Genomic DNA, 24,931 nt, shown 5'->3' with positions numbered 1-24,931 from the left:
GCCTAAGTTTCCAGCCAATGATCTAAGCCTTCGGCTCGCAGTTGCGCGGCGAGTTGTTGCTGCAAGCGCCGGGCCTGCATCAACAATTGTTCGTCCACATCCGCATCGAACATAGCCGGCGCGTCCTGCCAGCCATTCATCTCACACAGCGTATCGCTGAGCTTTTCGATCGCAGCCGGATCGAGGTGGCTGAACAACAAACGCAGTTCCGGCAAGGCCGATAAGAAGCGGTCTTCGTCCCAACCGGCGAGCAGGCGGTTCAACAAGGCCGGTAGACCGTGTGTATCGTTATGCAGCAAATAATGCGGCGCCACGGTGATCACCGCGTTGACCGCTTGGTAAGCGGCTTCCGGGTCGTAGTCGAACAACTTGCGCAGTGCCGTACACAATTCCACAGGGTTGCCGTCGCCCAGTTCCGCCAGCAAGGCGAGACAGGCGTAGCGCAAGGCTGCGCTCAGTTCGCCGTATTCTGCCAACCAATGCAATCTAGCCCTCCAGACATTTTGCCAGGCGTCGGCCAGCGCTTCGGCGCATTCGCGGGTGATTTCCTGGATTTGCAGCAACAAGCGTAAACCTGCCGAGGTTTGCAGCGTGTTGAGCGTCGGCAGCATAAACATCAGCTGTTGCCAGGCTTGCTCGACCACTTGCCGGATAGGCTCGGCGTATTGTTCGAACAAATCGCCCTGGTGTTGGCGCAGACGCAGCAGTAACAGCAGAAATTCCGCCAGCTGCCCGCAATCGCTGCAATCGCTCAACTTCTTCTCTATTTGCCGCCACAGGCCCTCGGCTAAATCCAAACGCTTCATCAGCAACAGTTGCACGAAAAACGCCTGGTGTTCGGCGAGGGTTCGATCTTTCAATTCGGCCAATTTTTCTTGGATGCGCTGGTTCAACAAGCTTTGCCAATCCGGCGCCGACAGGCTCAAATCGACCAGTCTGGCTTCCACCCACGGCGTCCAGGCGTACTGCCACTCTTCGCTGCGCAAATGCAGATGCACGGCGTGCTCCCAGTCGGGGCCGGCGGTTTTCTCGGCAAAGTCCAAACCAATAAACCGGCATTGATACAACAGCGCCAAGCGTTCATGGTCGCGTTGCCGGATATTGAACGTGGTGGTGACCTTGGTGGTTTGCGCCAACTTGAAGCGGGCGCGTTTCAGCAGGCCGTAAACCTCGTCTACCAGCGGCAGCGGCGGTAAATCGCTGCTGACTCGTCCCAAGCGGTCGCCGGCGAGCAAGCGGCAGGCCTGTTTCAGCAAAGGTTCGTCGCTGGTCGAATCGTGTTTGATCAACACGCTACGCAGGCCGTCCAATACATCGTACAAACCCGGCCAGGCATGGCCGCGCAACTGCTGTAATTGCGTCACCTGGTAAAACACCGCCTGTTTCGCGGCGGTATTCATCTTTTGCCGAAACAAGGGCGATTGATGCAAATCGGCCAGGACTTGCAGCAGTAATTCGGCCGCAACTTCGTCTTCCGGTAAGTCCGAACGCCGCTGCAACAGGCGCCGGTAAAAACCGGGTACCGGCATGCCGGCGTTATAACCGCTTAAGGCGTCGAGACGGTCTTCGCTGTAGCGCACCAGCCAACTGGGGCTTTCCGACTGCGATTTGGCGGACGATGAACCTTGCCAATCGAGCAGGGCATAGGTATGGAAACCGCCGGTTACCACCACGCAGCGTTGACCTGGCTTGGCATGGCGGGCAATTTCGCCGCGCATGAATTGCTCGCGCTCGGCATCGCCGGAGTCGGCGATGGCTTGCTCGCTGTAAGTCAAACGGGCGGCGGTGCAATATTCGAACACCCGGCTGAAAAATTGTGCCGGGCTGTCGAAGCGTTGTAGTTCGAACCAACGCTCCCATAATTCGTCGCCGTGCCGGCAGCGCGTCGTTCGGACCAGTTTTTGGATGAATTCGCTGTGCAGCAAATACGCTTCGCGCAGAAAGCTGATACCGCTGTGTTCCCGTTCTTCCCGCTGCCAGGCCTTATCGGCCATCGGCAAATCGATAAAATGCAGCCGCTTGTTGTGCTGCCGCCCCCAGCGCAGCGCAACCCATTCCGGGCTGGTATCGTACAAAGGGTAAAAACTGTTTTGGCCGTACAACGCGATCGGCGGCAAGGTCTGCTCGTGCAACAGCGTTTCGAGTTGGCGATTGAAATCCACCGCGCCTTCGATCAATATTGCGTCCGGCTGTACGCGGTCCAGCAATTGCCGCAAATAAATACTGCATGCCGGGCTGTGGTGGCGAATCGGCGCCCAATGAATGCCGTCGTCGCCGGCAAATTTGGCGCGGGCGGCCTGGAGTTGCGGAGTCAGGTTGTCTTCGATCATCGTGACAAGTGGGCGCGCATTACGGACGTCATCCGTTCTTGCCCAAACCTTAACCGCCCAGCCACAACTTTCTACCCGCCTCGAAAAAGCCTTTCCAACGTCCGTCTTTTTTGGCGCGGTCGCGCACCACCACGTCCAGATAATGCGCCAGCTTTTTCCGGTCGTCCTGTTTGTCTTTCAGAATGCTGCCCTGCATTTGTTCGGCGACCTGCGAGCTGCAAGGCCGGCTGCCCATGTAGTGGTTTTGCAGGCAGCAGGCATAGGCGATGTTGACCGCTTCGGCGGTCGACAGTACCGCATCCAAGGCTTTGACGGCGGCCTGCTTCTCGCCGCGCAATTCGTTGAAGGCGGTAACCAGTACCTCCAACACGTCGTTGTCCATCGCCAGTTCCAGCGACTGGCGCGACAGTTTTTCGGCAACTTGCTGGCGGATCAGGCGTTTTTCCAGTTCTACGTCGCGGATCGGATAGACGGTTTCGAAATTGAAGCGCCGCTTTAATGCGCTGGACATTTCGTTGACGCCGCGATCATGCAGGTTGGCGGTGGCGATCAGATTGAATCCGGGCTTGGCGGCGGTGACGCGGTTCAGTTCGGGCAGCATGATTTGCTTTTCCGACAATAGCGAAATCAGCGCGTCCTGGATTTCCTGCGGACAACGCGTAACTTCTTCGAAGCGCGCCAGCGTACCGCTGTGCATGGCACGATAAATCGTGCTGGGTATCAATGCATCGTCGCTCGGACCGTGCGACAACAACAAGGCGTAATTCCAGGAATATTTGATGTGCTCTTCGGTGGTGCCGGCCGTACCTTGCACGATTTTTTGCGAATCGCCGCTGATCGCCGCGCTCAGCAGTTCCGACAATAGCGATTTGGCGGTGCCCGGTTCGCCCACCAACAGCAAGGCTTGATGGCCCATCAAGGTAACGATGGCGCGCTCGACCAGCGCATCGTCGCCGTAAAATTTCTGGCTAATGCCTAATTGCGGATTGCCGATCACGAAGTCCCGCACCGCTTGCCCGGATAGTTGCCAGCCGGCTGGTTTGGGACCTATATCCTGTTCGCGCAGGATTTGCAATTCCTGTTGAAACAGCGATTCGGCGGCTTGTTTGATTGCTTCGGACATTTGCTTTTCCCCGTTTACCATGGCGATTTTTGCCGCCAGTCGGCATCGAAGCTGCCTTTGGCGGCGACGGCTTCATAATCCAACATGGCTTCGAATAGTAAACTGCGTGGTATGCCGTGCAGCGGTTTAAAGCTTTCTTCGCCTACCCAGCCGCGCTGGTCCGGGCTGATGAAGGCTAGTTGGTACAAGACGGCCGCGACGTTTTCCTCCGGTAGGCAATTGCCGCTGAACTCGATCATCACGCGCAAATTCAAGGAGGCGAAATCTTTGTAGTAGTGGGTAAAAAAGCCGCCGTCTTCCGCCGTCGCCCGCTGGTAGCCGCGCTTGGTCAATACGCCGCGCAGCGTAAAGGTATCGGTCATCCAGCCTTGATGGTAATCCAACTGCTTGCCGGCAAGCTCGGCATCGGTCAGTTCATGTTGCGGCAAGTTGATTTGCTCGAACAAGGGTTTCAATTTTTCGTCCTTGAAGTGCTTTGCCCAGGCTTTCGCTTCCTCTTGCGGCAATTGGCCGGCATGGGCCACGCTGATCCGGGCGTCGTCGGCCAAATCGTAGGTTTCGTCATCCAGGTCGATCAGTTCTAATTCGGCGGTCGGCCGTAAGCGGCGCGATTCCCCGTTTGTTTCGACTTGCCAAACCATGCGTTGCAGCAAACGCTGCATCAGCGGGTGTTCCAGCAGATAAGTCCGCCATTCGGCACCTTGCCAAACACGGCCGACGCACATAGCTTCGTACAAACGTTGGGTTTGCATTTCCTGCACTTGCTTGAGTTCTTTTTTACTGTTGGAGAAATCTGTCTTGGCCTGTTTGACCGCTTCGGCGTCATCGTCCTGGCGCGGAGTCGGCAAGGTTTTGAGTACCTTGCCGGCCTCGTTTTCCAGAATGACCGTTAGGTCGTTGTTCAGCTTCAACACTAGACTGCGCGAACCGTAGGACAGCCGTTGCGTGCCGTTGCTTTCGAAGCCCGCGGTAGGGATGGTGCGGTCGGCCAATTCGTCGTGGCTCCAGCCATTTCTGTCGGCGATAGCGGCAACCAGTTCCCTGGCCGTTTCTTGCACGGACTTGGTACGGTGGCGCCGCGCCACGGCGAGCAGCAATTGGATGACGGTCGGATCGTTGTTGTTGGCCAAGGCGGTCAGCAAGGCTTCGATCTGTGCGCGCCGCGTGTAATGGTCTTTCATATAACGCTTCACTACCAGCACCGCTTCGGCGGGTTCGGCATAGGCCGCCAGCGCCAGGATGCCTTTTTCGCCGATTGCCGAACCTAAATACTCCGCCTTTTTTTGGTTGAATAACTCGCGGTAAGCGTCATCCAAAGTTTTATCCGCATATTGCTTGCCCCAGTCGGATTTCGCCCACTTCTGCCAGTTGTCGAAATGCTGCTGGTGGTATTGTTTGGCAAAGGCATGCGCCGTTTCGTCGTCGGGATTTAAAGTATCCTCGTGGATGAAGGCATGCAGAATAAAGTTACCCAAGGACTTTCGGCTGTTGCCCTCCAGTTGCCTGACGTACAAATCCAACAAGGGATTGCCCTCGGGTTGTTTGAGTTTGCAGGCCAATGCCAGCCACCATTGCAAAACGTCCCTGTCTATCGCTTCGCCGCTAAGCCATTTGAGTGCGGGCAGCGCGTCGAACGGAAACCAGGCCAGTCCTTTCGGCAGCGCTTTTTTTAAATTGTTTTGGGCTTCTTTCAGCAATACGGCAGGCGCCAGATAAGCGCTGATATCGCTATCCAAGTCGTGCAGCGCCGCGAGTAAAATGGCCGTGGCCGCCGGGTGCGTTTCCTTTTTCAAGGCTTTTTGCAGTTCCGGAACGGCTTGTTTCAGTTTTAGTTCGGCAATCCAGTCGGCTGCGACAATGCGCTCGTCGACTTTTCCCGAACCCAAGGCGTCTAAGATGCGTTGCGGTGCGATGCCGTACTTGCCCAGTATTTCCCGAGCCAACGGGCCGTAGGTTTTGCCGGTTGACAAGGCTTGTTGATACAGCACCTGCAAATACGTTTCGGGAATGACCGGAAATTGCGCGATAACAGCCATGCCGTGGGCGAGTTCGAACTTATAATAGTTTTTTTCCCTGCTTTCCATCAGGCCGAAAGCTTCCTTGAGATAGTCCCCGTTTTCGGCGAAAAACGGCCAGATCGTGATGCCGTAAGTATCCGGCAGGCCGGCATCGGTGTTCCAGTTATGAATCAATAGCCATTGCGCCAGTTTGCGGACGTCGCCACCTTGTTGGTGAATCAACTGTGCCAACTGGCGTAAATCGGTGACGACGCCGGGGTGAGCGGTAAACCAGGGCCTGGCTCGGGCCATCTGGACGTCACCCTGAAAAAAACGCACCAAATGGATGGCTGTGAAATCGGCATCGGACAACAAGTTAGCTTTAAGACACAATTCTTTGAGCCGGGTAAAATCCCTGTCGGTTTGTTTTCCCGTCAATTGTTCGAGCCCTTGTTGTATCCGTTGCGCCAACCCAGGTTGTGTCGAGCTACCCAGCAATGCGTCCAAATCGCGTCGAATCTGTTCGGGCTTGTAATCCAACCAGCGTTTATAGGTTTTCTGTTGCCAGTCGTACTTGGTTTTTTGCGCGAGGTTTCGCGTCCGCTCTTCTTCGGCGGCCCGTTCGTAGGCCGTGAGCGATTTGGCATATTGAGCCGTTAACTTTTCCAACCAGTGATTGGGAATGGAGGCGTCGGTAGCCAGCGGAACCCATTCCGGCAACACCAGCTCGGCCTGGGCCGTGTGCCGGGCAGCGGCCTTGTTTGCCAACGCCTGGCCGATGGTTTCCCGAATGGCCTTGCTGGGCTCGGCACTCTGCCACTTTTCCAATAACTCTACAGCGCCGTCGCCGGCCAGAACCGGCAACATCGGCACCAACGTTTTACGAGCGGTATTGTCGAAGGCAAGGTAGTGGTCGTCCAAATAAGCCAATAACTTTTCCGAGCTCAATTTCGGAATCAACAACATCGCCGCTTGCCGCACTTGTTTGCTGTTGTCGCCGAGCAGGGCGACTACCACCGCCAGCACGGCATCCAAGTTTTGCTGCGGCAGAAGACATTCCGCCAACACGCCCCGCCCCGAAAAGTGCATAGCCGCCATGCCGGCGGTAATTTCCGGATCTTGCAGCAATGCCGGCCAGTCGAAACGCTCCGCCAACTGTCTAACGAAATTACAATACCAATGGTTTTCCCTGCGCTCCAACAAAACCGGCAGCCACAGCGTTACGCGTAAATCGTTTTGTCGGACCAAAGATAAAAACCAGCGTTGATCGTAATGTTTCGGCAGTTCGTTACGATTGCCACCGAAGGTCCTTAACAGATTCAACTCGGCGATCAAGACCGCCAACCAATCCGGCACTTCAGCTTGATAATGGCGTTGGATATTATTCATATCGGCGCAAGCGGCCATGGCCACGCCCATGCGTCGGGCTATTTCGATATCGGCCAAGAGATCGGAGCGATACAGATTTTCGAAGTTTTCGTATATCTTGGCGGCTTTCTTTTGACGTTCCTCACTCAATTGGTAATTCCTGTAAGGACTGCGTGGTGGGGATACCGCAGCCGCCTGCAATTGTTCGCGGCTGAATTGTCCCAAACGCGTCAAGATAGCCGTATCGTCACCGGAGAGAATATAACGGGCAATGGATTTGGAAATCCCTTTTTCGTGTTCGTCTAATAACGTAAAACACGCTTGAACATCGGATTGACTATTGAACATGTGGTTGTCCCTAGTGGTTTTTATTGCCTTCGTTTTGGCGCATGTTGCTGAAATTGAAATGTCGGCAGCGTATGACGGTTGATTATTGGCACAGTAAGCCGGATAAAGGTTACGAGTTTAAGGCGGTAGCCGAAAACTCTCGATTTGAGCCGAAATAGACTAGCACAAAAGATATGTCCCGCAGTGAAGAGGACCTTAGGACAAAGTTGTAGACTTTATATTGGTTAATTCAATTTTAGACAATTTCAATGAGTTTTCTTAATCGAGCCATTCAGCTGCTTGCAGCTCGAATAATCGGTATCATTCGCGAGCACCGTGGGCCGTGTTGCCCTAGTGTTCAATAAAGCCACTTAGGAAAGAAGCAAAAGGGATTTTTTCGTTCCGTTACGGTGCCAAAGAGTGATTGCTGATCGTAAGCCGGACACCAATAGACGCCGCCAATGCTTCCATTTTTGCGATGACTTGATCGCGCTGTTCGGATTGCCGCGCCGGTTGATCATGGTTTGGCTCCTGAGACGGTGCGAAGCCCGATGTTAGGTCTGCGACCGTCTTAAGGCGCTGTCGTTGCGATAAAAAATACGCTTGGTAGGACCAGTTAGGCTGTGCTTTACAGGGTTCGGGTTTTGCGGAAATGGGGTGTTTCATTGAACTGAATTCTAAAATGTGTCGAATCGCGGCAGTTTTGGGTACGACCTGACCACATGTCAATGGCTCAGTGAACGGACGAATTCTGACGGGAGCCCGCGGCGTCATAAAGCGCGTCGAACATCTGCACCGTGGTAAAGATCATCGTTTTGGCTAAGCGAACCGTATCTGTCGAACTACACGGTTGCTGATCGATGGCGGCATGCAGAAAACCCACCAGTTCCGTTTGACGTTCCTGATCAAACGCCTTGTCTGGATGGCTTGGATTTGCCTGCTTCATTGCCATTTTCATCTCTCGATCCAGCCGTTCGGCACGTTCTTCAAACCAGCGATTGCCGACGAGACGATGATCGGGGACTTTGCCGAAGGTGTGTTCGTACACAGCAATCACATCAAAACACAGGTCCATAAACAAATGGGCCATTGCTTGATCCAAATCGACCATCACCGATGGAAACACTCGCAAGATGGTTTGGGCAAAGACTGGTTGACGGGATTGGAATCGTTCTAAAATCGCTCGTCCTGCCTGCTCGTCTTGGCTTCTGGCGTATTGAAGGGCTGCAAAGAGTTGCTGGTCAGAGAGTTCTTGCATGATGATGGCTAGCTAAAAACGACCTATGAAATCATCACCGGGTCAGCGATGCAAGCCATGGTAGCTATGAAAAGCCGACAAGCGTCGAATAGCGCGACGGGCTAGTCGATTTTTCGGTTGGTTAGTTATTCACAGCTTCTGTGGATAACATTGTGTCAAAACCGTGACCAAACTAGGCTTTTCGTTGCAGTTCAACGTCTTGAGTCAGATTGATCAAGTTTTAGTCAATGACCTCGATGGCTTGGCTTTGACGGTGTGTTAGTACCCCCCTCCCAGTCGTCGCGTTACTCCAAACCGGCCACTCAGCCAAATCCAGATTCTTGTAACTGGTGGCCTACATAGCGGCCCTTAGCGACCTCATCCAATCGGCCAACTCCAGTCAATCAACAACCCGCAATTCCAATTTCTGAACGACTGATTGTCGGTAATAACCAGACTTGCAAAAATGTGAAACATGGGAGGTCAAGGTAAAAAACCAGCCTATCCGCGCCGAAATGCTCCTGGAGTGATGCCGAAATGCCGTTTAAACGCTTTGCTGAAAGCCGGCACCGATTCGTAACCGCAACGCTCGGCGACCCGTTCGACGCTCATAGTCGGTTCCATCAACCAGTGAGCGGCAATTTGCAGGCGCCAGATCGTCAAATATTCAATCGGCGAGTGGCCGATCAACGCCGTAAATTTCTCCGACAGCACCGTCTTGGAAACACCGGCCCTCGTGCATAATTCGGCCAGCGTCCAAGCACGCCAGGGCTGTTGATGCATCAAACCCAACGCGGCGGCCAGTCGCTTGTCTTGCATGGCCGCAAAGATGCCCTCGCGCACCAAACCTTCCTCGATACAGTAACGGATAACCAGCACAAACAAGCTGTCGCATAAGCGTTCGATCACCGAATCGCTGCCGAAACGCTGCGCCGAAGCTTCGCCGATCACCAACTCAATCAACCGGGCCAGGACGTTACCGGCTTGATTTTGCCTGATCACGATTTCGGCGGGCAATGCTTGCCATAAAAGAGATTTTGGAGCGGCCAGCTCGATTTCGCCACAGACGAAGCCTGTTTCGCCATCCAGCCAGGGCGTCAATCGGGTATCTTCGGCCGTGTCCGGCACATGCTCGGCGCTATACGACAAGAAGTGCCTAGCGGCGTGCGGCAAAAATAGAATCAAATCGCCGCCACCCAGCGCCAACGGCGTTGGCCAGCGTGGCGAATGTACGAAGCCCTGTCCCTTACTGACCAAATGAAACCACACTGACGTTTCTGAGTTGTGATCCATCAACCAGCGCCCGCACACGCCGCCGGAATACACCAGTCTGGCGTGCAGGTTAAGCGTATTGACCAGCGGGGTTAAGGCACCCATGACCCACTCCCGAAAGATCGAACAACAATGCCGGAATGTCGGGCATGGGATAGCCGACCCAGTTTGCTTAATCTGTCTTCGTCGCAACGAGAACCGGCGCAACCGGTTTCGGCGGCAAACAGCTTGTTATTTTTCAATATTTTCAAAGAGATACCATGTCAAAATTCAAAATTCATTCTATCCAGTCCGCCCCCTCCGATGCTCAAGCGCTGCTGGCAGGGTCGTTAAAAAAATACGGCTTCGTGCCCAACCTGCAAGGCGGCCTGGCCGAAGCGCCGGCGGCGCTGCAAGCTTATATCGAGTTGACGGCGCTGTTCGATCAAACATCGTTGAGCCCAACCGAAAGGCAAGTCATACTGCTGGCTGTCAGCGCCGAGAACCATTGCAGTTACTGCGTGGCGGCGCATTCAATGATCGCCAAAAAGATGATCAAGGCCGATCCTGCCATCGTTGATGCAATCAGAAACTTGCAACCGTTGCCAGATGCTAAGTTGGATGTCTTGGCAAACTTTACTCGCCACGTGGTGAAAAATCGCGGTGTAGTTTGTGCTCAAGTCTTCGATGAATTTATCACGGCCGGTTATAGCCGAGCGCAGGTATTGGAAGTGGTGTTGGGCGTGACGCTTAAAACGCTTAGCAACTATAGCAACCATATCATCGAAACCCCGCTGGATACCGCATTCCAGGCCGAAACCTGGGAAGAACCGGTGCAATGCGCTAGCAAACAATGTGGCTAACCGTTGAAACAGACAGGACATCTATCATGAACCTACTTAAATCGATATTTATCGGCAACTATATGATGGCTATCATGGGCATCACCGGTTATGCCGTTTGGATGCTTTATCACGGCGCGGACATGGTCAGCTGGGGTGGCGTCGTGCTAACTTCCGCGCCATTGATGATGTTTATTAGTGTGGTGATGATATTCAAAAATATCGCGCGTACCAGCGCACGTTTGCCACTGATTAACGTATTAGGCGCGACCGGCACAGGCCTTACTGTTTGGGCTTGTTATCAGGCCGGGGCAAGTCAATTTTATCCGCCCAGCGTTCTCGCCCCGGTATTGGCGCTAGCGGCATGGGGCGGATTTTTGCTGTATGCCTACTGGTTTTCAAGCTATGGCGGACGCCAACCCAGCACCCTGCTCAAAATTGGCTCGACCTTGCCCAACTTTTCCGTCAGGAACGTCGATGGTACAACCCTAAGCTCGGCACAGTTAACCGACAAGCCGGCCATCCTGATTTTCTTTCGCGGTAACTGGTGCCCTTTGTGCATGGCCCAAATCAAGGAACTGGTGAGCCGGTATAAGGACATAAGCTCACTGGGCGTGCGGGTTGCGCTGATTTCTCCGCAACCGCACGGCAATACCGAGGCTTTGGCGAAAAAGTTCGGCGTGGATTTTGATTTTATAACCGACGAAGGAAACGCCGCCGCCCGTGCACTGGGCATAGCACAGGCTCATGGTCTGCCGATGGGTATGCAAATGCTGGGTTACGACCGCGAAACCGTACTGCCGACCGTTATCATTACCGACAAAAACGGCAAGGTGATCTGGACGCATGAGACCGATAACTATCGTATTCGCCCCGAGCCTGACATCTACCTGGACGTACTGCGCCGTCATCGGGTCGTTCCCACTGTGGCCTGAAAGCCTTCAACCTTCACAAAAAACTGAACCACATGGGTAAAGTGTTTCCGTCAAAGATCCTATAGGGTCGGCTTTAGCCACGATTAAGGCTTTCGTCGTGGCTAAAACCGATGCGGTCAATCCCCGGAAGTTATTATCGGCCGTATCCCTGATTTGAGGATGCACGATTTTTTAGCCAGTTATCGATTCCCAGTCGTCCGCTACCGCTCAAAACTAACGAACTGAGCATAAACAAATAACTCAGCGGCAGTTTGAAGTTGCCGTAGCCTTTGTCGATAACCGCATAGCCTTTCCATAACTCTGCCAGCGTCTGCCATTCGGCGGGCCAATGCACTGCGGCGATGGCCACCACGGTCAACACCATCAACGCCGCACTGAAAAAGCGGGTCATGAATCCCAATATCAGCGCAATCGGGGCGATGATTTCCAGGCCGGTAGCCAAGGTCCAGCTAAAGTCGGCGGGCAACAAGTTGAACGGAAATGGAAAGATCAAATCGGCAAACCAGTTATCGCCTTGGAGTTTTTCCAGACCGGCTTCGCCGAATTCGTAAGCCAGCAAAAGGCGCGGAAATATCGGCGCCAAACCATGTATGTTGCTATCGAACCATCGAGAAATCTGGCTGGGCGTGCTGCATAGCCGATCGATACAGGATGGAATCAGACAAGAGATGCAGGCGCTATTTTGAGCTGTAGTTGCGTCGTTCATGGTTGATGTTCCAAGTAATCGGGGGCGAGAACGTCGATGATCGCGCCCCGGCTATGCAAGTCGGCCAGAATGCGCTGACCGAATAGGGTTAATTCCAAAAATTGCGCGTCCAAGAGTTCGCCTCTCATCGCCTGTAAGGCCTGTCGCCCGGTCAGGCCGTTATTTAACAACAGGATCAGCTTCGCCGTGGCCGGGTTCAGGGCTATGAACTGCACCTGATCGTCACTATCGCGAAAACCAAGGATATGACTAGCCGTTGAGAGTGGTTCGCTAGGCAGGAAATTTGGAGCAATGTCCTGCACCGGCCAGTGGTAATGCAGCAACTGTATGGCCGGTGCAAATACAGGCACATTGTTCAGTAATTCAGCATCGGACAGCTGCTTTCGAGTTACTGGTTCGGCCTCGGCAATCGACAACTGCAATTCGATCCATTCGAAATGCGCCAGTTCGGCCAGAAACGGCCAATCGTCGGGATGCTGACGTTCCTGTTGCAGATACTGCACAAACTCATCGGGAATCTGCCGGTAATACGGCGTCAGGCAGCGATGCTTGGCGATGAAATCCAGCAGCAATGCCCGCCAATCGTCTTTGGCTAATACGCTGCAAATGACCGGAAAGCAAGCCGTCAGACTCTCGTCGAATTTGTTGTAGAGCAGATCAACGTATACTGCCAGTCGCTCAGGGGCGAATCCATTAGGTAACAGGGGCGCTTGGGGTTGACGCAAGTAATTCAGAAACTGCCGTTGCTGGTGTTGAAATGTAGGTGTCGTGTTCATGCCGCCACCTCGCTGATGTCATCTGCGTTGAGGCAAAGCCGATGACTATTTTGTAAGTCACGAATTCGTTCCACTTCGATCAATAAGTCAGCCAATGACGGGATATTACTGTCGCGTTCCACCAAGGTCGGAAAAACGCCAAAACTTCGATAGGCCTCGGCCAGCAAGTCCCAAACCGGCTCGATCGTATTCTGACCGTGGGTGTCGATGATCAAGCCAGAAGGTTCCAGATCGTGACCGGCCACATGCCCATAGACGATGCGCTCGCCGGGCAAGCCGCGTAAGAATGCAATTGGGTCGTTGCCGTGATTGACGCTATTGACATAGATGTTGTTGACATCCAGATGCAGAAAGCAATCGGCTTCGCTGAGTACGGCATTGATGAATGTCAGTTCGTCCATCTCCGCCTGTGGCGGCTGGACATAGTAAGAAGCGTTTTCCAGGGCGATGGGCCGTTGCAGAATATCCTGAGTTTGGCGAATCCGGCCGGCGACATGCTTGACTGCCCGCTCCGTAAAAGGGATCGGGTATAAATCATAAAAATGCCCCTCGTCGCTGCAAAAACTCAAGTGCTCGGTGTACAGGGCAAAATCATGGTGATCGAGAAACTGTTTCAGTTCGCCTAAAAATGCAGTATCGAGCGGCGCGGGGCCGCCCAAAGATAGGGCCAAACCGTGCGCCACGAAGCGGTGGCGCTCGGTCAGACTACGGAACTGCTTGCCGAGATAACCACCGACGCCCACCCAGTTTTCCGGTGATACTTCGAAAAAATCGATGCAGTCGGGCACTTCAACCTGCAAGGCCGGCAGCATGCTGCGGCGCAAGCCCAAACCGGCACCGTTCAAATGGAAAGGATGGGTGATAGACATCGGCGCGACTCCGGCTTATTTTGCGGTTTTAACGCTGCAACCGGCTTCCGGCATCTTGGCGCTACAGCCGCCTTCCGGCATTTTGGCACTGCAACCGCCCTCGGCGCCTTTCATGTCCTTCATTTTGTTGGCACCGCATTTGCCTTCACCGCATTTACCTTCCTTCATTTTGGCGCTGCAACCCGCTTCGGCCGATTTACCGTCCGCCGCCGCCAATTGCTGAGCGGGATTGATGCTGGACATTGCAAAGGGATTTTCACCCGCTTGAATGGCGGGCGCCGCGCTGAGTAAGGTTGAAGCCAACGCGCTGCTTAATGTCAAAGACAAGGTTTTTTTGTTCATGGTGTTCTCTCCGATAGATAAATTAATGATCAGGACAAGCAACAATGCCTTCCTGCTCTATCAGTCGGAGCCGTTCGAAATTCCTTACAAAATTTTTAAGGGGTATCGGGGTCCCAAATCAAGCGGGCGATATCCGACGACTCAACCTGCTTATCAACCTCGCAATGAGGGCAATCCTGCCGGTTAGGCCGGTTGGGACAATCTCGGCAGTGGCCGATCAAATCGCTAGCCTTCGCAATATCGTGTTCCAGTTGGGTAAGGCGTTCGATTTGATCGCTAAGTGCGGTTTTCAGAGCGGTTAGCTCCGGTAGCACGTTTTTACTCGCCTTCGATCCGGTTTCGTACTGGTCGCGTAGCGTCGCTAAGCGGCCTATCGTCTCCAGGTCCACTCCGCAGCGACTGAGCGTCAAGGCAATCTCCATACGCTTCATGTCTTTTCGGGCATAGAGACGAGTGCCGGCCTCGGTGCGAGCCGGCACGATCACGCCCAATTCTTCGTAAAGACGAATCGTGCGTGGCGTCGTGGCAAGTTGTTCGGCGAGTTCGCCGATTTTCAAAACATCGCGTTGCTCGCGAGGCGGTAATCGCATGACAATATATTACATTGAGGTTAGATAATGTTGACAGTTCGTATTCGATTCACTATAACAATACCGCGAACATCAACCAATCACCCAAATTAAGGAGCGCACATGTTCATCCCAACCGAACCGATCGGCAGCATCCCACGCCCGCCGAATTTATTGGCTTGTCTGCGCGAATTCCATCAAGGACAAGTGGCCGCCGAAACGTTGCAAGCCGAATACGACGCCGCATTGCGCGATACCGGGCAACGGTTCGAAGCCACGGGCTCTCCGGTGATCAGTGATGGCGAGCAAAGCAAACCCAGTTTTGCCACCTACCCCTTGGCGAATTTGGATAATATTGCCGCCGACGGTCTGACGATACCTTTTTCCGACGGCCATAGCCGGCAACTGCCGCGATTGACGGCGGGTCCGTTTCGTTACGGGGTTTATGCCGACCATTATTTGCAGGCGGCTATGCGTTATGCCACGGTACCGGTGAAGCAAGCCGTCATTTCCGCTTCCGCGCTCAGTTTGCTGTATCCGAGCGAAGGCTTTGCCGATTATGACGAGGCCAAGTTTTTGGCCGATTTGGTCGACCAAGCCGAAAGGGATATACGCAGCTGCCTGGAATCAGGCGCCCATTGCGTACAGATAGACTTTACCGAAGGCCGACTCGCCGTCAAGTTGGACCCGTCCAAACAGCTTTTGAGGCGCTTCATCGAGTTGAACAATCGAGTGTTGGAACGTTTCCAGCCGGATTTGAGGCGCCGTATCGGGGTACATACTTGTCCGGGCGGCGATTGCGACAGCACGCACAGCGCCGATGTCGATTATGCCGAATTGTTGCCGGAGCTGTTCAATTTGAAAGCGAGCAACTTTTACGTGCAAATGGCCAGCGAAACCTATCCCGAACGCGCACTGGCGGTCATCAAACAGTATCTCCGCCCAGAGCAACGCGTCTTCGTCGGCGTAATCGACGTGCTCGATTCGAATGTGGAATCGCCCGAAACGGTTCGCGACCGAGTATTACAAGCCGCCGAGTTTATCCCGCTCGGTCAATTAGGAACGACCGACGATTGCGGTTATTCGCCATTCGAAGACGATACCTCGACCGGCCGCGATACCGCATTTGCCAAAATCGAGGCTCGCGTATTGGGTACCCGCATGGCGGCGGAAAAGCTCGGCCGGCGAAGCTCATCTTAAACGGCAGATATTGGCGGTTAGGCGCTATTTGGAACGATGGTCCCAATAGCTTCTAGCCGCTTTACGAATAAACTCGGTTTGGTTGCGGAAGTTCCGGCAATGAGAACACATCAACAGATGAACATTGACTGCAATTTTCTCGCTTAGCCGAAGCGGCTTATCCAAGTCGATGGATACCAATTCGGTAATTTCTTTACAATGACGCATCAGGCATTCCTTTTAATTGATTGATCGATTAAACCAGCGAATTTCCAGGCATTCGCGCAACCGCAAGCGGGCACGATGCATGGTGACCCAGTAATTGGCGTCGCTGATGCCTGTCTCATAGCAGACTTCCTCTGCTTCCAATCCAACCAGTTCGCGCAACATGAACACCTGGGCCATTTTCGGCGGCAGGTTGTTCTGACATGTTTCGTAAATCATCCAGAATTCCTGTTGCTTGAGTGCTGCTTCAGGATCGTTCCAAGCAGCAGGCTTGCTAATCCAGCGGCCGTTTTCAGTGAAACAGTCATCCTCGTAGTTTTCACCGCTGAGTTCATCGTGCTGATCGAAATCCGAGGCGGTGATCTCTCGTGCACTTCGCCGCCAATGATCGGCAATCTTATGTTTCAAAATACCGATCAACCAAGTACGCAAACCGGCCTTGCCTTGGAAATTCGCAGACGATTGCCAAGCGGCCAGCAAGGTTTCCTGCACCGCATCGTCGGCCAGCTCGTTATCCTTCAATTGCAGCAAGGCGTAACGAAACAACACCGGACGATGTTCGGCCAGCAGGACTTCGTTCAATTGATCGGGTGGGTTCATCTCTGCGCTCAGCAACATGCGTTAATCTCCTTAGTCGGACCGACTACAGGCTGAGTCGTTTGGAGAGTGTCATACCTTACAAAAAATAATCGGCTATTTAAAACATCATGATGGCGACACATGTACCGAGCAACCTCATTGGGATTTCTATAGGGATACCAAGATAGTTTACAACCCCAAATCACTTAATCCGGCATGGTCATCGGGACGCCGGCCCAGCGGCCAGTGAAACAAACGCTGTTCTGCCTTGATCGGCAAATCGTTGATGCTGGCAAAACGGCGCAGCATGAAACCTTGCGGGTTGAATTCCCAGTTCTCGTTGCCGTAACTTCGGAACCACTGGCCGGAATCGTCGTGCCATTCGTAGGCAAAGCGCACGGCAATTCGGTGGTTGGTAAACGCCCACAATTCCTTGATCAAGCGGTAATCCAGTTCCTTGGCCCACTTGCGTTGCAAAAATTCTCGGACTTGATCGCGGCCCATAGGGAACTCGGCGCGATTGCGCCAGAGCGTGTCTTCGGTATAGACCAAGGCGACGCGGTCCGGGTCGCGCGAGTTCCAGGCGTCTTCGGCCATGCGCACTTTTTGCGCCGCAGTTTCAGCGGTAAAGGGTGGGACAGGGGCTTTGATTTCTTGGGTCATGGTGTTTCTCCGTGATGAAGGGGGATTGAGTTAAGCCTGCCACATGCCGGGCATGGCCACATAACCGGGCAAAGCCCGCAGACGATGGAACCAGGCGATGATGCTGGGGAAGGCGCCTATGTCCAAACCGCCTTCCGGCGCCAGCGCCAAATAGGGGTAGACGGCAATATCGGCGATGGAAACCGAGTCGCCGACCAGCCAGTCTTGGTTTTGCAGATGGCGGTCGATAATGCCCAGCACCTTGTCGGCGGTTTGCCTGGCTGTTGCCGTATCGATAGGACTACCGAATTTGTGGTGTCTCCGCAGTGTGGCAGGACCGTTGGCAACTTCGTTGGCGGCGGTCGATAGCCACGCGGCAATTTGCGCCAGTTGGTAGGCATCGTCGGGCCACCATGGTTCGCCGCCGTAGCGTTTGGCCAGATACACCAAAATAGCTTGGCTGTCGCGAATGATCAGGCCATCGTCATCCAGCACCGGCACCTGGCCGAACGGGTTGCGTTGCAAATATTCCGGGCCGCGCTGCTCGCCGCCGCGTAAATCCACGGATTGAGTTTGATAGGGCAACGCCAGCAAACTTAGCAATAAACGGACTTTGTGGCAGTTGCCGGATAGCGACATGTCGTACAGGGTGATCATGTTGGACTCCTTCGGTTAAATGAAACTTTCAAATTGCACCCGTTCATCGGCAATGCCGAGCTGGCGGGCGGTTTGGCGTACGCTGTCGATCAGGCGGGTTGGGCCACAGACATAAATGACGGTATCGGCCGTTGCATTACCCAGTAACCCTGGAACGTCCAATCGGGTCGGGTTTTGCGCTTGGCTGAAATAAAACCGGCATCGATTGGGAAACTGCCGTTGCAAGTCTTTAACAAAGGCCATGTCTTGCGGCCCTCGGCCGGTGTAATGCAGTTGAAATTGCGTACCCCGTGCGGCCAAGGTTTCGGCCATGGCTTTGATGGGGGTGATGCCGATGCCGCCGGCGATCAACATTGCCGGGCGCTCGTCGTCGTGCAATGGAAAATAGTTGTCCGGCATATCGACGTTGATGCGGGTTGCCAGTTGCCAGCCGTCGTGCAAGGCTCGTGACCCGCCGTCACCGTCTTCTGCTCGCAATACCGCGATGCGGTAACAATCTTCTTCGAGCGGTGCATCAGTCAGCGAATAAGCGCGATAGGTCATGCTACCGTCCGGCAGTGCGATCGGCATGCGCAGATGCGCCCCGGCCCGGTAGCTCGGCAGCGGCTCGCCGTCGGCATGGCAGAGTTCATAGGCGCGAATGCGCGGCGTCAATTGGCGAATCCCGCTGATGATCAAAGGCAATGCGCCATTTCCCAAAACGGCGGGTGTTTGTGGTGCTAGCGGGATGGTTTGTTGGTGCCGCCGAGTTTGCTCCAACAGTGCTCCGACTTCGCGTTGGCTGTAGCGCGGCGTAATGTACTTGGGGCAGTTCCAGTCAAAAGCTTCGACCCGGATCACGATACCGCGCTCCACCGGGGCGCGAAAGTCAGTCGGTTCCAGTTTCGCCAACAATTCCGGATCGCTGCGTGTGTCCACCACTCGCGCCCGACCCCAGATTTTCAGGCGCTGTCGCTGCGGATAATCCATCAGTAACAAGCTCACCCGGTCGTCGCCTCGTAAATTGCCGACCGAAATGTATTGGCGGTTGCCGCTGAAATCGGCGTAACCCATGGTTTGTTCATCCAATACTTTCAAGAATCCCATCGGCCCGCCGCGATGCTGGACGTAGGGCCATCCGCTTTGACTGACCGTAGCTTGGTAAAAGCTGTCGCGCTCGGCAATGAATGCTTGTTCGAAGGCGCCCAGCGCCACCGTTTCGGCTTCGCCGAGTTCGGCTGTCCGGTAGGCCGCGCGGCTGCCCATTTCCGTTTGTACTGCTTGGACGTCGGGGGTGAAACTGATTTTGGCAAAAGCGCGGGCCATAACCTTGCTCCTGATGAAGATTGAAACATTGGCGGCTACTGTGACACAGTCGTCACCCGCGTTGAATAGCCATAATATGCAATACCTTATTCCACTCAACGCAATAAATAGGGCGAAGTCAATCCGTGTACTTCGCCCGGTTCAGGATTATGCGGCCTGTTTTAACGCCACTTTCGGGAAGTCGATGCTGACCCGGCTGGCTTTACCTAAGATATTGGTCAGCACATTCATGCCGACGTGAGTAATCACCTCGACGATGTCGGCCTCGCTGAAACCGCCGTCGCGCATGGACTGCAACTCGGTATTGGTGACCTCGCCCTTGTGCTCGACCAGGGCGCGGGCGAATTTGACCGCCACCGCCGCCTTAGCGTCCTGGCTGGAACCGGCCCGGTTGGCTTCGATTTCCGCCCCGCTCAAACCGGCTTTGCTGCCGATGGCGGTGTGTGCCGACAAGCAGTATTCGCATTGGTTCTGCTGGGCTAGCGCCAGCGCGATGCGTTCGCGGGTGGCGGCGTCCAGCGAGCCGTGGTTGGCGATGTGATGCAAGCCGAGGAAAGCTTTCAAGGCATCCGGCGAATGGGCAAACACCCGCAAAAAGTTAGGCACCATGCCCAACTGGCCTTGGATCGCATCCAATAGGCTGCGTTGTTCGGTGTTGGCGGTTTCGTTGCTAACGGTGGTAATACGGCTCATGATGCTTCTCCAAATAATGAAAGGGTTTGTCATACGCCTGTGTGAAACTCAGCAGGCGGGTATAGTGTGTCTTGTTGCATAAAAATAAAGAATGGCTAAAATTATCAATTAACTATTCCGATAATTGGCATTATCAATGGCTAGGCTGCATTTAATGAGCGTGTATGTCGCAGTAGTCGAGGCTGAAGGCTTTGCCGGCGGTGCGCGCAAGCTGCACATGTCGCCACCGGCTGTAACGCGTGCGGTTGCTGCGTTGGAAGAGCGCTTGGGCGTTAAATTACTAAACCGCACCACCCGCTATGTAAGGATGACCGAGGCCGGTCAGAAATATTATGAGGATGCCAAACGCATCATTGCCTTGGCCGATGAAGCTGACGACGCGGCGCTGGGTATTAATGCCGAACCGCGCGGCCAACTCACGGTGACTGCCTCGGTATTATTCGGACGTTTGTTCATCATGCCGGGGATTGTCGAGTATTTGAGACGCTACCCCACGGTGGAAATGAATGCGCTGTTCGTCGACCGCGTGGTCAATATGCTTGAGGAAGGCGTGGATGTGGCGATCCGCATCGGCGATTTGCCCGATTCATCATACCGGGCGCTACGGGTGGGTTCGGTGCGGCGGGTATTATGTGCCGCGCCGGATTATTTGATCGAACACGGCATCCCGCAAACGCCGGACGAGTTGCCCAAACATCGCATCATTCTGGCGCGCGGCTTGAATCCGAGCAATGAAATGCGCTTTCAGTACGATGGGCAGGCGCAGACGATCAAATTGCAACCGGTATTAAGTGTCAGCGACAACGACTCGGCGGCCAGCGCCGCCATGGCAGGATTGGGCATTACCCGCCTGTTGAGTTATCAAATCGCCGAGCCGTTACGGACCAGCCGGCTGAAAATCGTGCTTGGCGAATTCGAAAGCCCACCGGTTCCCGTGCATATTCTGCACCGCGAAGGTCGTCACTCGTCGGCAAAAATCCGATCGTTCGTCGATTTGATGGCTGAAAGGCTGCGGGCAGAATTGGCGCTGAACTAATCAACAGATCAACCGATCTGTGCGGGACTCAACCCGAGGCGTAAAGTAATAAAATTAGGAAGGATGATCTCGTTAATGGGCGTGATCGTTCGCTAAATCGGCCTTAACGCCAAGCTGGGCTTGTAGCCAATACTTCTGAGTTTTATTGGCGGTGGCAATACCGCCAGGACTGATTAGCAATTTGCAAAATTCCCAGAATGTCAGCTTTGGCAAAATCATGAGACATTCTACTTGGTGGAAAGCTTCAGGCAGTTAAGGGTCGATGGACTAAACCGCTACGCGCAATGGAGTCTGTGTAGCAAAGTCTGAAGGTGATTGACAGCATATCACTTGTTTTTCCTATCCAAGAGACGAGGCAATCCGCCTTGTTTCAAGATAGGAGAAGTGTCATGACTGCTTCCACACACCGCATCAGCCCGTTACGCCAACGCATGATCGACGACATGCGGATGCGTAAGTTATCCCCCAAAACCCAAGCCAGTTATATCCGCGTCGTGAAGCGATTCGCGAAGTTTCTGGGTCGCTCACCGGATACGGCGAGCACGGAAGATCTACGCCGCTATCAGTTGCACTTGGTCGACTCTGGTATTTCGGCGATTTCACTGAATGCCAAATTCACCGGCCTGAAGTTTCTGTTCGAGACCACGCTGGATCATCCCGAGTTAATGGCCAAGATGCGCGCGGTGCATGAGCCACGTAAACTGCCGGTGGTCTTGAGTCGCGAAGAGGTGGCTCGCTTGCTAGCCGCAGCTGACAATCTCAAACATCAAACGGCCTTATCGGTCGCTTACGGCGCGGGCTTGCGGGCCAGCGAGGTGGTGGCGCTGAAGATCAGTGACGTCGATAGCCAACGCATGACCTTACGCGTCGAACAGGGCAAAGGCAGCAAGGATCGTTATGCGATGTTGTCACCGGTGTTACTGGAGCGTTTGCGTGCTTGGTGGAAGTTCGCTCACGCCCAAGGCAAAATGCTGCCAGGCGGCTGGCTATTTCCAGGCTTGGACCCTGTTGACCCGCTCAGCACCCGACAACTCACCCGCGCCGTCCATGCCGCCGCCGAGGCCGCTGGGATAGACAAGCGGGTATCGATGCATACGCTGCGGCATAGCTTTGCGACTCACTTGCTGGAGCAGAAGGTCGATATCCGGGTGATACAGGTATTGCTCGGTCACAAGAAACTGGAGACCACGGCATTGTATGCACAGGTGGCCACCGATATTCTGCGGGAGGTCGTCAGTCCGATCGAGACTTTGCCGTCAATGTAGTCGAGTACGCCCATGGGGCGGCTTGCGCTTGAGGTCGCGGATATTTTCCGCATCCACGGTCCCGCTTGGCGACAAGCTCAGCAGGCTCACTTAAGTCTGGGCCAGCTGAAAGTCATGTCCGCCATTGAACAGTGCCGCACTGCGACATTGGGTGGACATGTGTTGTGCTGCCCCGCTTGCCAGCATCAAGATATCACCTACAACTCCTGCCGTAACCGGCATTGCCCGAAGTGCCAGGCCAGCGCGGCCAAACGCTGGCTCGAAGCCCGCCAGGCCGATCTGTTGCCTGTCGAGTATTACCACGTGGTGTTTACCTTGCCGGCGCCGATCAGCGCCATTGCCTATTACAATAAAACGATCATCTATGGTTTGCTGCTTGAGATCGCCGCCGAGACATTACGGACGATTGCCGCTGACCCCAAACATCTGGGGGCTCAAATCGGCGCCACACTGGTGCTGCATACCTGGGGTTCGGCCTTAACCCATCATCCACACGTGCATGGTATCGTGCCGGGCGGCGGGTTATCGCTGGACGGTGAGCGCTGGATTAACTGCAAGCGCGGCTTCTTTTTATCGGTAAGAGTGTTGTCACGGCTGTTTCGACGCCGGTTTCTGGAAGAACTGAGCAAAGCACATGCGACAGGACAATTCCAGTTCTTCGGTGAGTATGCCCATCTCTCCGATGCGACGGCTTTCGCCGTATGGCTCGTACCGCTACGAAAATGCGAATGGGTGGTTTACGCCAAACGCCCGTTTGCCGGTCCCGAAGCCGTCTTAGCCTATCTGTCGCGCTACACCCATCGCGTGGCCATTGCCAACTCGCGCTTGATTGCTCTCGACGAGCGGGGTGTTACCTTCCGCTGGAAAGATTACCGGGCCAAAGGCAAGACGCGGCATAAAACTATGACGCTCACCACCGACGAGTTTATCCGTCGCTTCTTGTTGCATGTGCTGCCCAGCGGCCTTCACCGTATCCGGTATTATGGGCTGCTTGCCAATGCCAGGCGGCGAGACTATCTAACCCAGGTGCGCGAACTGCTAAAGGTTGGACCTGCTCAGGCCGAATCCCAGGAGGCTATGGCTAAGACACCGGAAAAAGCAGCTCAGCCTATCTTCGTCTGCCCGGACTGCGGAGCCGCGATGATCATCATTGAAATCTTGGCGCGCAAACCGCTGATTCGGGCACCATCTCCCCAGAGAGGTGTGCCATGAGCGAACACGCCAGCCCAACCTCAAACCCCCATCGCGTTAGGCATCGGTCAAAGCCGATACGGAAAGGCTTGGCCAGATGCCGGAAAATCACTGATGATGGGCCAATGAGGTCACGAAAAAGCGACCACAGAGGGCAGATCCGTCTCCATCACCAACGCAAGAAGCTCTATCATGACCGAGCAAACGGGTTAATTAACCAGTATGCAGGCAGCCCCACTATTCAAATCCCCATAGATTGTCACCCATCCTGACTCTCCGCTGCGTAGCCCGCGGTTTCCTCCCTCGGGGCTTGTCCGACGCCTGCCCACGGCGGTTTATCACAGCAGCACAGTCATGCGGTGAAGGGCAGGCATCCGACAACCCTTAACAATGGTGACCGTAGGCTCTTCAGATTCATGGCCGCAAAGCTGTCATCCAATTGCGAGGCCGTTTGTCCCTGAGGTCGCTCGACCAAAATCGGCGTCCCAACGACTTTTGGTTGCGGAAGTTAGTTTGGCCCAGGAACTATGCAATAAAGCCAAGCACAAGCTAAGCATGCCGAACAAGCACTAAATAATTCCTTCTTTGTTGTAAGTTCATTCTGAGCCAGCGATAGCCTGATTTTCTGACCACGCCGAGCTTTTTCCTCCATTTTTTCAACCCACCGTCCGGTTTCTATCCCGAATAAGCATACGAGCGGGCTTGCCGCTCAATTGTCATTCACCTGCGTACAGCTTAATGCGGCACGCTTTAAAAGAAAAAGGACGAACCCATGCGAATCACCAGCTCTATTGTGACATGTCTATTTTTGTTATCTAGCCAGGAAGCCTTTGCCGACGTGGCGATTAGCCTCTCTCCTTTAGTCCAGCGAGCCGTTCCCGGCGAAACAGTCAATATCGCAGTCGGTTTCAGCGGTCTAGCTGAGGATAAGGCTTTGAGTGCCTATGATCTAGCACTCTCCTATGATCCTTACCAGCTGCGTTTCGAGGGCTTGACCTTCGGCGACCCATTATTGGGTGACCAGTTGTTCTGGAACGAGCCAGCCCTCAATCAAGTCACGCTGCCGGAATTCGGTCTGGTTGAGTTGATCGCATTTTCCATGGACGATGTGGAAACATTGCGAGCCCGCCAAGCCAAGCGTTTCGATTTGGCTAGTTTGCAGTTCACCGCCTTGTCCATGGGTAGCTCTCAACTACGTCTCAACCTCTACAGCTTGTCCGATCAAAATGGCGAGCTTTTGAGTGCCACAAGCCAATCAGCTACGGTCAGCATTGCCGGCGTGCCACTGCCAGCCAGTTTTTGGCTGTTCGGGACCTCACTCCTGCCGTTTTGCGTTCGGCGCAAAACGGTTTAATTGCCAATTTCCAACCGATCTTGATCACGCCTTGCTAAATAGGCAAAGCCTAAGAGGACATTACCATGTATCGATTATTGACATTCTATTACAGTCGCCTCGCGCTCAAACGCGGAAAAAGTCTGGCGGCATA

General features: G+C 54.3%; 24 protein-coding genes. 7 read left to right on the top strand and 17 right to left on the bottom strand.

The genetic code is table 11. The annotated features are described in order from the left end of the window. Positions 1-2: 2 nt before the first annotated feature. From JWZ98_RS14100 to JWZ98_RS14080, 5 genes are all read right to left on the bottom strand, one after another. Positions 3-2,330, bottom strand: a complete 2,328-nt coding sequence (locus JWZ98_RS14100; protein ID WP_205450533.1) for a DUF5682 family protein — start codon at positions 2,328-2,330, stop codon at positions 3-5. Between the two features lie 49 nt (positions 2,331-2,379). Next, a complete protein-coding gene (locus JWZ98_RS14095; protein WP_205450531.1) occupies positions 2,380-3,453 on the bottom strand; it encodes an AAA family ATPase in 1,074 nt (357 codons plus the stop codon). A gap of 14 nt (positions 3,454-3,467) precedes the next feature. Then, positions 3,468-7,166, bottom strand: coding sequence for a DUF4132 domain-containing protein (locus tag JWZ98_RS14090; protein WP_205450529.1), 3,699 nt, complete (start codon positions 7,164-7,166; stop codon positions 3,468-3,470). Between the two features lie 712 nt (positions 7,167-7,878). Further along, on the bottom strand, positions 7,879-8,403 hold the full coding sequence (locus JWZ98_RS14085) for a hypothetical protein (protein ID WP_205450527.1): 525 nt from the start codon (positions 8,401-8,403) through the stop codon (positions 7,879-7,881). Positions 8,404-8,883: 480 nt separating this feature from the next. Further along, positions 8,884-9,759 (bottom strand): AraC family transcriptional regulator, encoded by an 876-nt coding sequence (locus tag JWZ98_RS14080; RefSeq protein ID WP_205450526.1) that lies wholly within the window; start codon positions 9,757-9,759, stop codon positions 8,884-8,886. Positions 9,760-9,914: 155 nt separating this feature from the next. Here JWZ98_RS14080 and JWZ98_RS14075 point away from each other — a divergent pair, with 155 nt between their 5' ends. Together JWZ98_RS14075 and JWZ98_RS14070 are read left to right on the top strand one after the other, a co-directional pair. After that, positions 9,915-10,496, top strand: a complete 582-nt coding sequence (locus JWZ98_RS14075) for a carboxymuconolactone decarboxylase family protein (RefSeq protein WP_205450524.1) — start codon at positions 9,915-9,917, stop codon at positions 10,494-10,496. A 26-nt stretch (positions 10,497-10,522) separates the two neighbouring features. Continuing rightward, on the top strand, positions 10,523-11,410 hold the full coding sequence (locus tag JWZ98_RS14070) for a peroxiredoxin-like family protein (protein WP_205450516.1): 888 nt from the start codon (positions 10,523-10,525) through the stop codon (positions 11,408-11,410). 133 nt (positions 11,411-11,543) lie between these two features. Here the strand turns inward: JWZ98_RS14070 and JWZ98_RS14065 are convergent, their stop codons facing one another. The 5 genes from JWZ98_RS14065 to JWZ98_RS14045 all read right to left on the bottom strand — a co-directional run bounded on the left by JWZ98_RS14065 (position 11,544) and on the right by JWZ98_RS14045 (position 14,693). Further along, positions 11,544-12,116: a DoxX family protein gene (locus tag JWZ98_RS14065; protein ID WP_205450514.1), complete on the bottom strand. Its 573-nt coding sequence runs from the start codon at positions 12,114-12,116 to the stop codon at positions 11,544-11,546. Beyond that, positions 12,113-12,892: a putative DNA-binding domain-containing protein gene (locus tag JWZ98_RS14060; protein ID WP_205450510.1), complete on the bottom strand. Its 780-nt coding sequence runs from the start codon at positions 12,890-12,892 to the stop codon at positions 12,113-12,115. The genes JWZ98_RS14065 and JWZ98_RS14060 overlap by 4 nt, the downstream gene beginning before the upstream one ends. Next, entirely contained in the window at positions 12,889-13,761 is an 873-nt protein-coding gene (locus tag JWZ98_RS14055; RefSeq protein ID WP_205450509.1) for a DUF692 domain-containing protein, read from the bottom strand. The genes JWZ98_RS14060 and JWZ98_RS14055 overlap by 4 nt, the downstream gene beginning before the upstream one ends. A 15-nt stretch (positions 13,762-13,776) precedes the next feature. Next, positions 13,777-14,103: a hypothetical protein gene (locus JWZ98_RS14050; RefSeq protein WP_205450508.1), complete on the bottom strand. Its 327-nt coding sequence runs from the start codon at positions 14,101-14,103 to the stop codon at positions 13,777-13,779. 95 nt (positions 14,104-14,198) lie between these two features. Then, positions 14,199-14,693 carry a MerR family transcriptional regulator gene (locus tag JWZ98_RS14045; RefSeq protein WP_205450507.1) on the bottom strand — a complete coding sequence of 165 codons (495 nt, stop codon included), beginning with the start codon at positions 14,691-14,693 and terminating at the stop codon, positions 14,199-14,201. A 102-nt stretch (positions 14,694-14,795) separates the two neighbouring features. Here JWZ98_RS14045 and JWZ98_RS14040 point away from each other — a divergent pair, with 102 nt between their 5' ends. Continuing rightward, a complete protein-coding gene (locus JWZ98_RS14040) occupies positions 14,796-15,872 on the top strand; it encodes a cobalamin-independent methionine synthase II family protein (RefSeq protein WP_205450506.1) in 1,077 nt (358 codons plus the stop codon). Positions 15,873-15,896: 24 nt separating this feature from the next. Here JWZ98_RS14040 and JWZ98_RS14035 read toward each other — a convergent pair whose 3' ends face one another. The 6 genes from JWZ98_RS14035 to JWZ98_RS14010 form a co-directional block, all read right to left on the bottom strand. Further along, positions 15,897-16,079 (bottom strand): zf-HC2 domain-containing protein, encoded by a 183-nt coding sequence (locus JWZ98_RS14035; RefSeq protein WP_205450505.1) that lies wholly within the window; start codon positions 16,077-16,079, stop codon positions 15,897-15,899. 12 nt (positions 16,080-16,091) lie between these two features. After that, positions 16,092-16,694, bottom strand: a complete 603-nt coding sequence (locus tag JWZ98_RS14030; RefSeq protein WP_205450504.1) for a sigma-70 family RNA polymerase sigma factor — start codon at positions 16,692-16,694, stop codon at positions 16,092-16,094. 150 nt (positions 16,695-16,844) lie between these two features. Beyond that, positions 16,845-17,318, bottom strand: coding sequence for a nuclear transport factor 2 family protein (locus JWZ98_RS14025; protein WP_205450503.1), 474 nt, complete (start codon positions 17,316-17,318; stop codon positions 16,845-16,847). A gap of 30 nt (positions 17,319-17,348) precedes the next feature. Beyond that, complete coding sequence (locus JWZ98_RS14020; protein ID WP_205450502.1) at positions 17,349-17,954, bottom strand: glutathione S-transferase; 606 nt, start codon at positions 17,952-17,954, stop codon at positions 17,349-17,351. 15 nt (positions 17,955-17,969) lie between these two features. After that, positions 17,970-19,259, bottom strand: coding sequence for a pyridoxamine 5'-phosphate oxidase family protein (locus JWZ98_RS14015; protein WP_205450501.1), 1,290 nt, complete (start codon positions 19,257-19,259; stop codon positions 17,970-17,972). 147 nt (positions 19,260-19,406) lie between these two features. Beyond that, complete coding sequence (locus JWZ98_RS14010) at positions 19,407-19,952, bottom strand: peroxidase-related enzyme (protein ID WP_205450500.1); 546 nt, start codon at positions 19,950-19,952, stop codon at positions 19,407-19,409. A 154-nt stretch (positions 19,953-20,106) separates the two neighbouring features. Here JWZ98_RS14010 and JWZ98_RS14005 point away from each other — a divergent pair, with 154 nt between their 5' ends. Then, on the top strand, positions 20,107-20,988 hold the full coding sequence (locus tag JWZ98_RS14005) for a LysR family transcriptional regulator (RefSeq protein WP_240347995.1): 882 nt from the start codon (positions 20,107-20,109) through the stop codon (positions 20,986-20,988). 72 nt (positions 20,989-21,060) lie between these two features. On the opposite strand, the gene JWZ98_RS14000 is transcribed toward JWZ98_RS14005, so the two are convergent. Further along, positions 21,061-21,207, bottom strand: coding sequence for a hypothetical protein (locus tag JWZ98_RS14000; protein ID WP_205450498.1), 147 nt, complete (start codon positions 21,205-21,207; stop codon positions 21,061-21,063). A 170-nt stretch (positions 21,208-21,377) separates the two neighbouring features. Between JWZ98_RS14000 and JWZ98_RS13995 the strand changes: the two genes are divergently transcribed. The 3 genes from JWZ98_RS13995 (at position 21,378) to JWZ98_RS13985 (ending at position 24,798) form a co-directional block, all read left to right on the top strand. Next, positions 21,378-22,253, top strand: coding sequence for a site-specific integrase (locus JWZ98_RS13995; RefSeq protein ID WP_205450497.1), 876 nt, complete (start codon positions 21,378-21,380; stop codon positions 22,251-22,253). A 12-nt stretch (positions 22,254-22,265) separates the two neighbouring features. After that, complete coding sequence (locus tag JWZ98_RS13990; RefSeq protein ID WP_205450496.1) at positions 22,266-23,465, top strand: IS91 family transposase; 1,200 nt, start codon at positions 22,266-22,268, stop codon at positions 23,463-23,465. Positions 23,466-24,216: 751 nt separating this feature from the next. Further along, positions 24,217-24,798, top strand: a complete 582-nt coding sequence (locus JWZ98_RS13985; RefSeq protein WP_205450495.1) for a cohesin domain-containing protein — start codon at positions 24,217-24,219, stop codon at positions 24,796-24,798. Positions 24,799-24,931: the final 133 nt, after the last annotated feature.

The sequence above is a fragment of the Methylomonas sp. EFPC1 genome (assembly GCF_016925515.1).
GTDB lineage: Bacteria > Pseudomonadota > Gammaproteobacteria > Methylococcales > Methylomonadaceae > Methylomonas > Methylomonas defluvii.
Note: the sequence above shows the minus strand (reverse complement) of the source record. Positions and strands in the feature narration are given on the sequence as shown.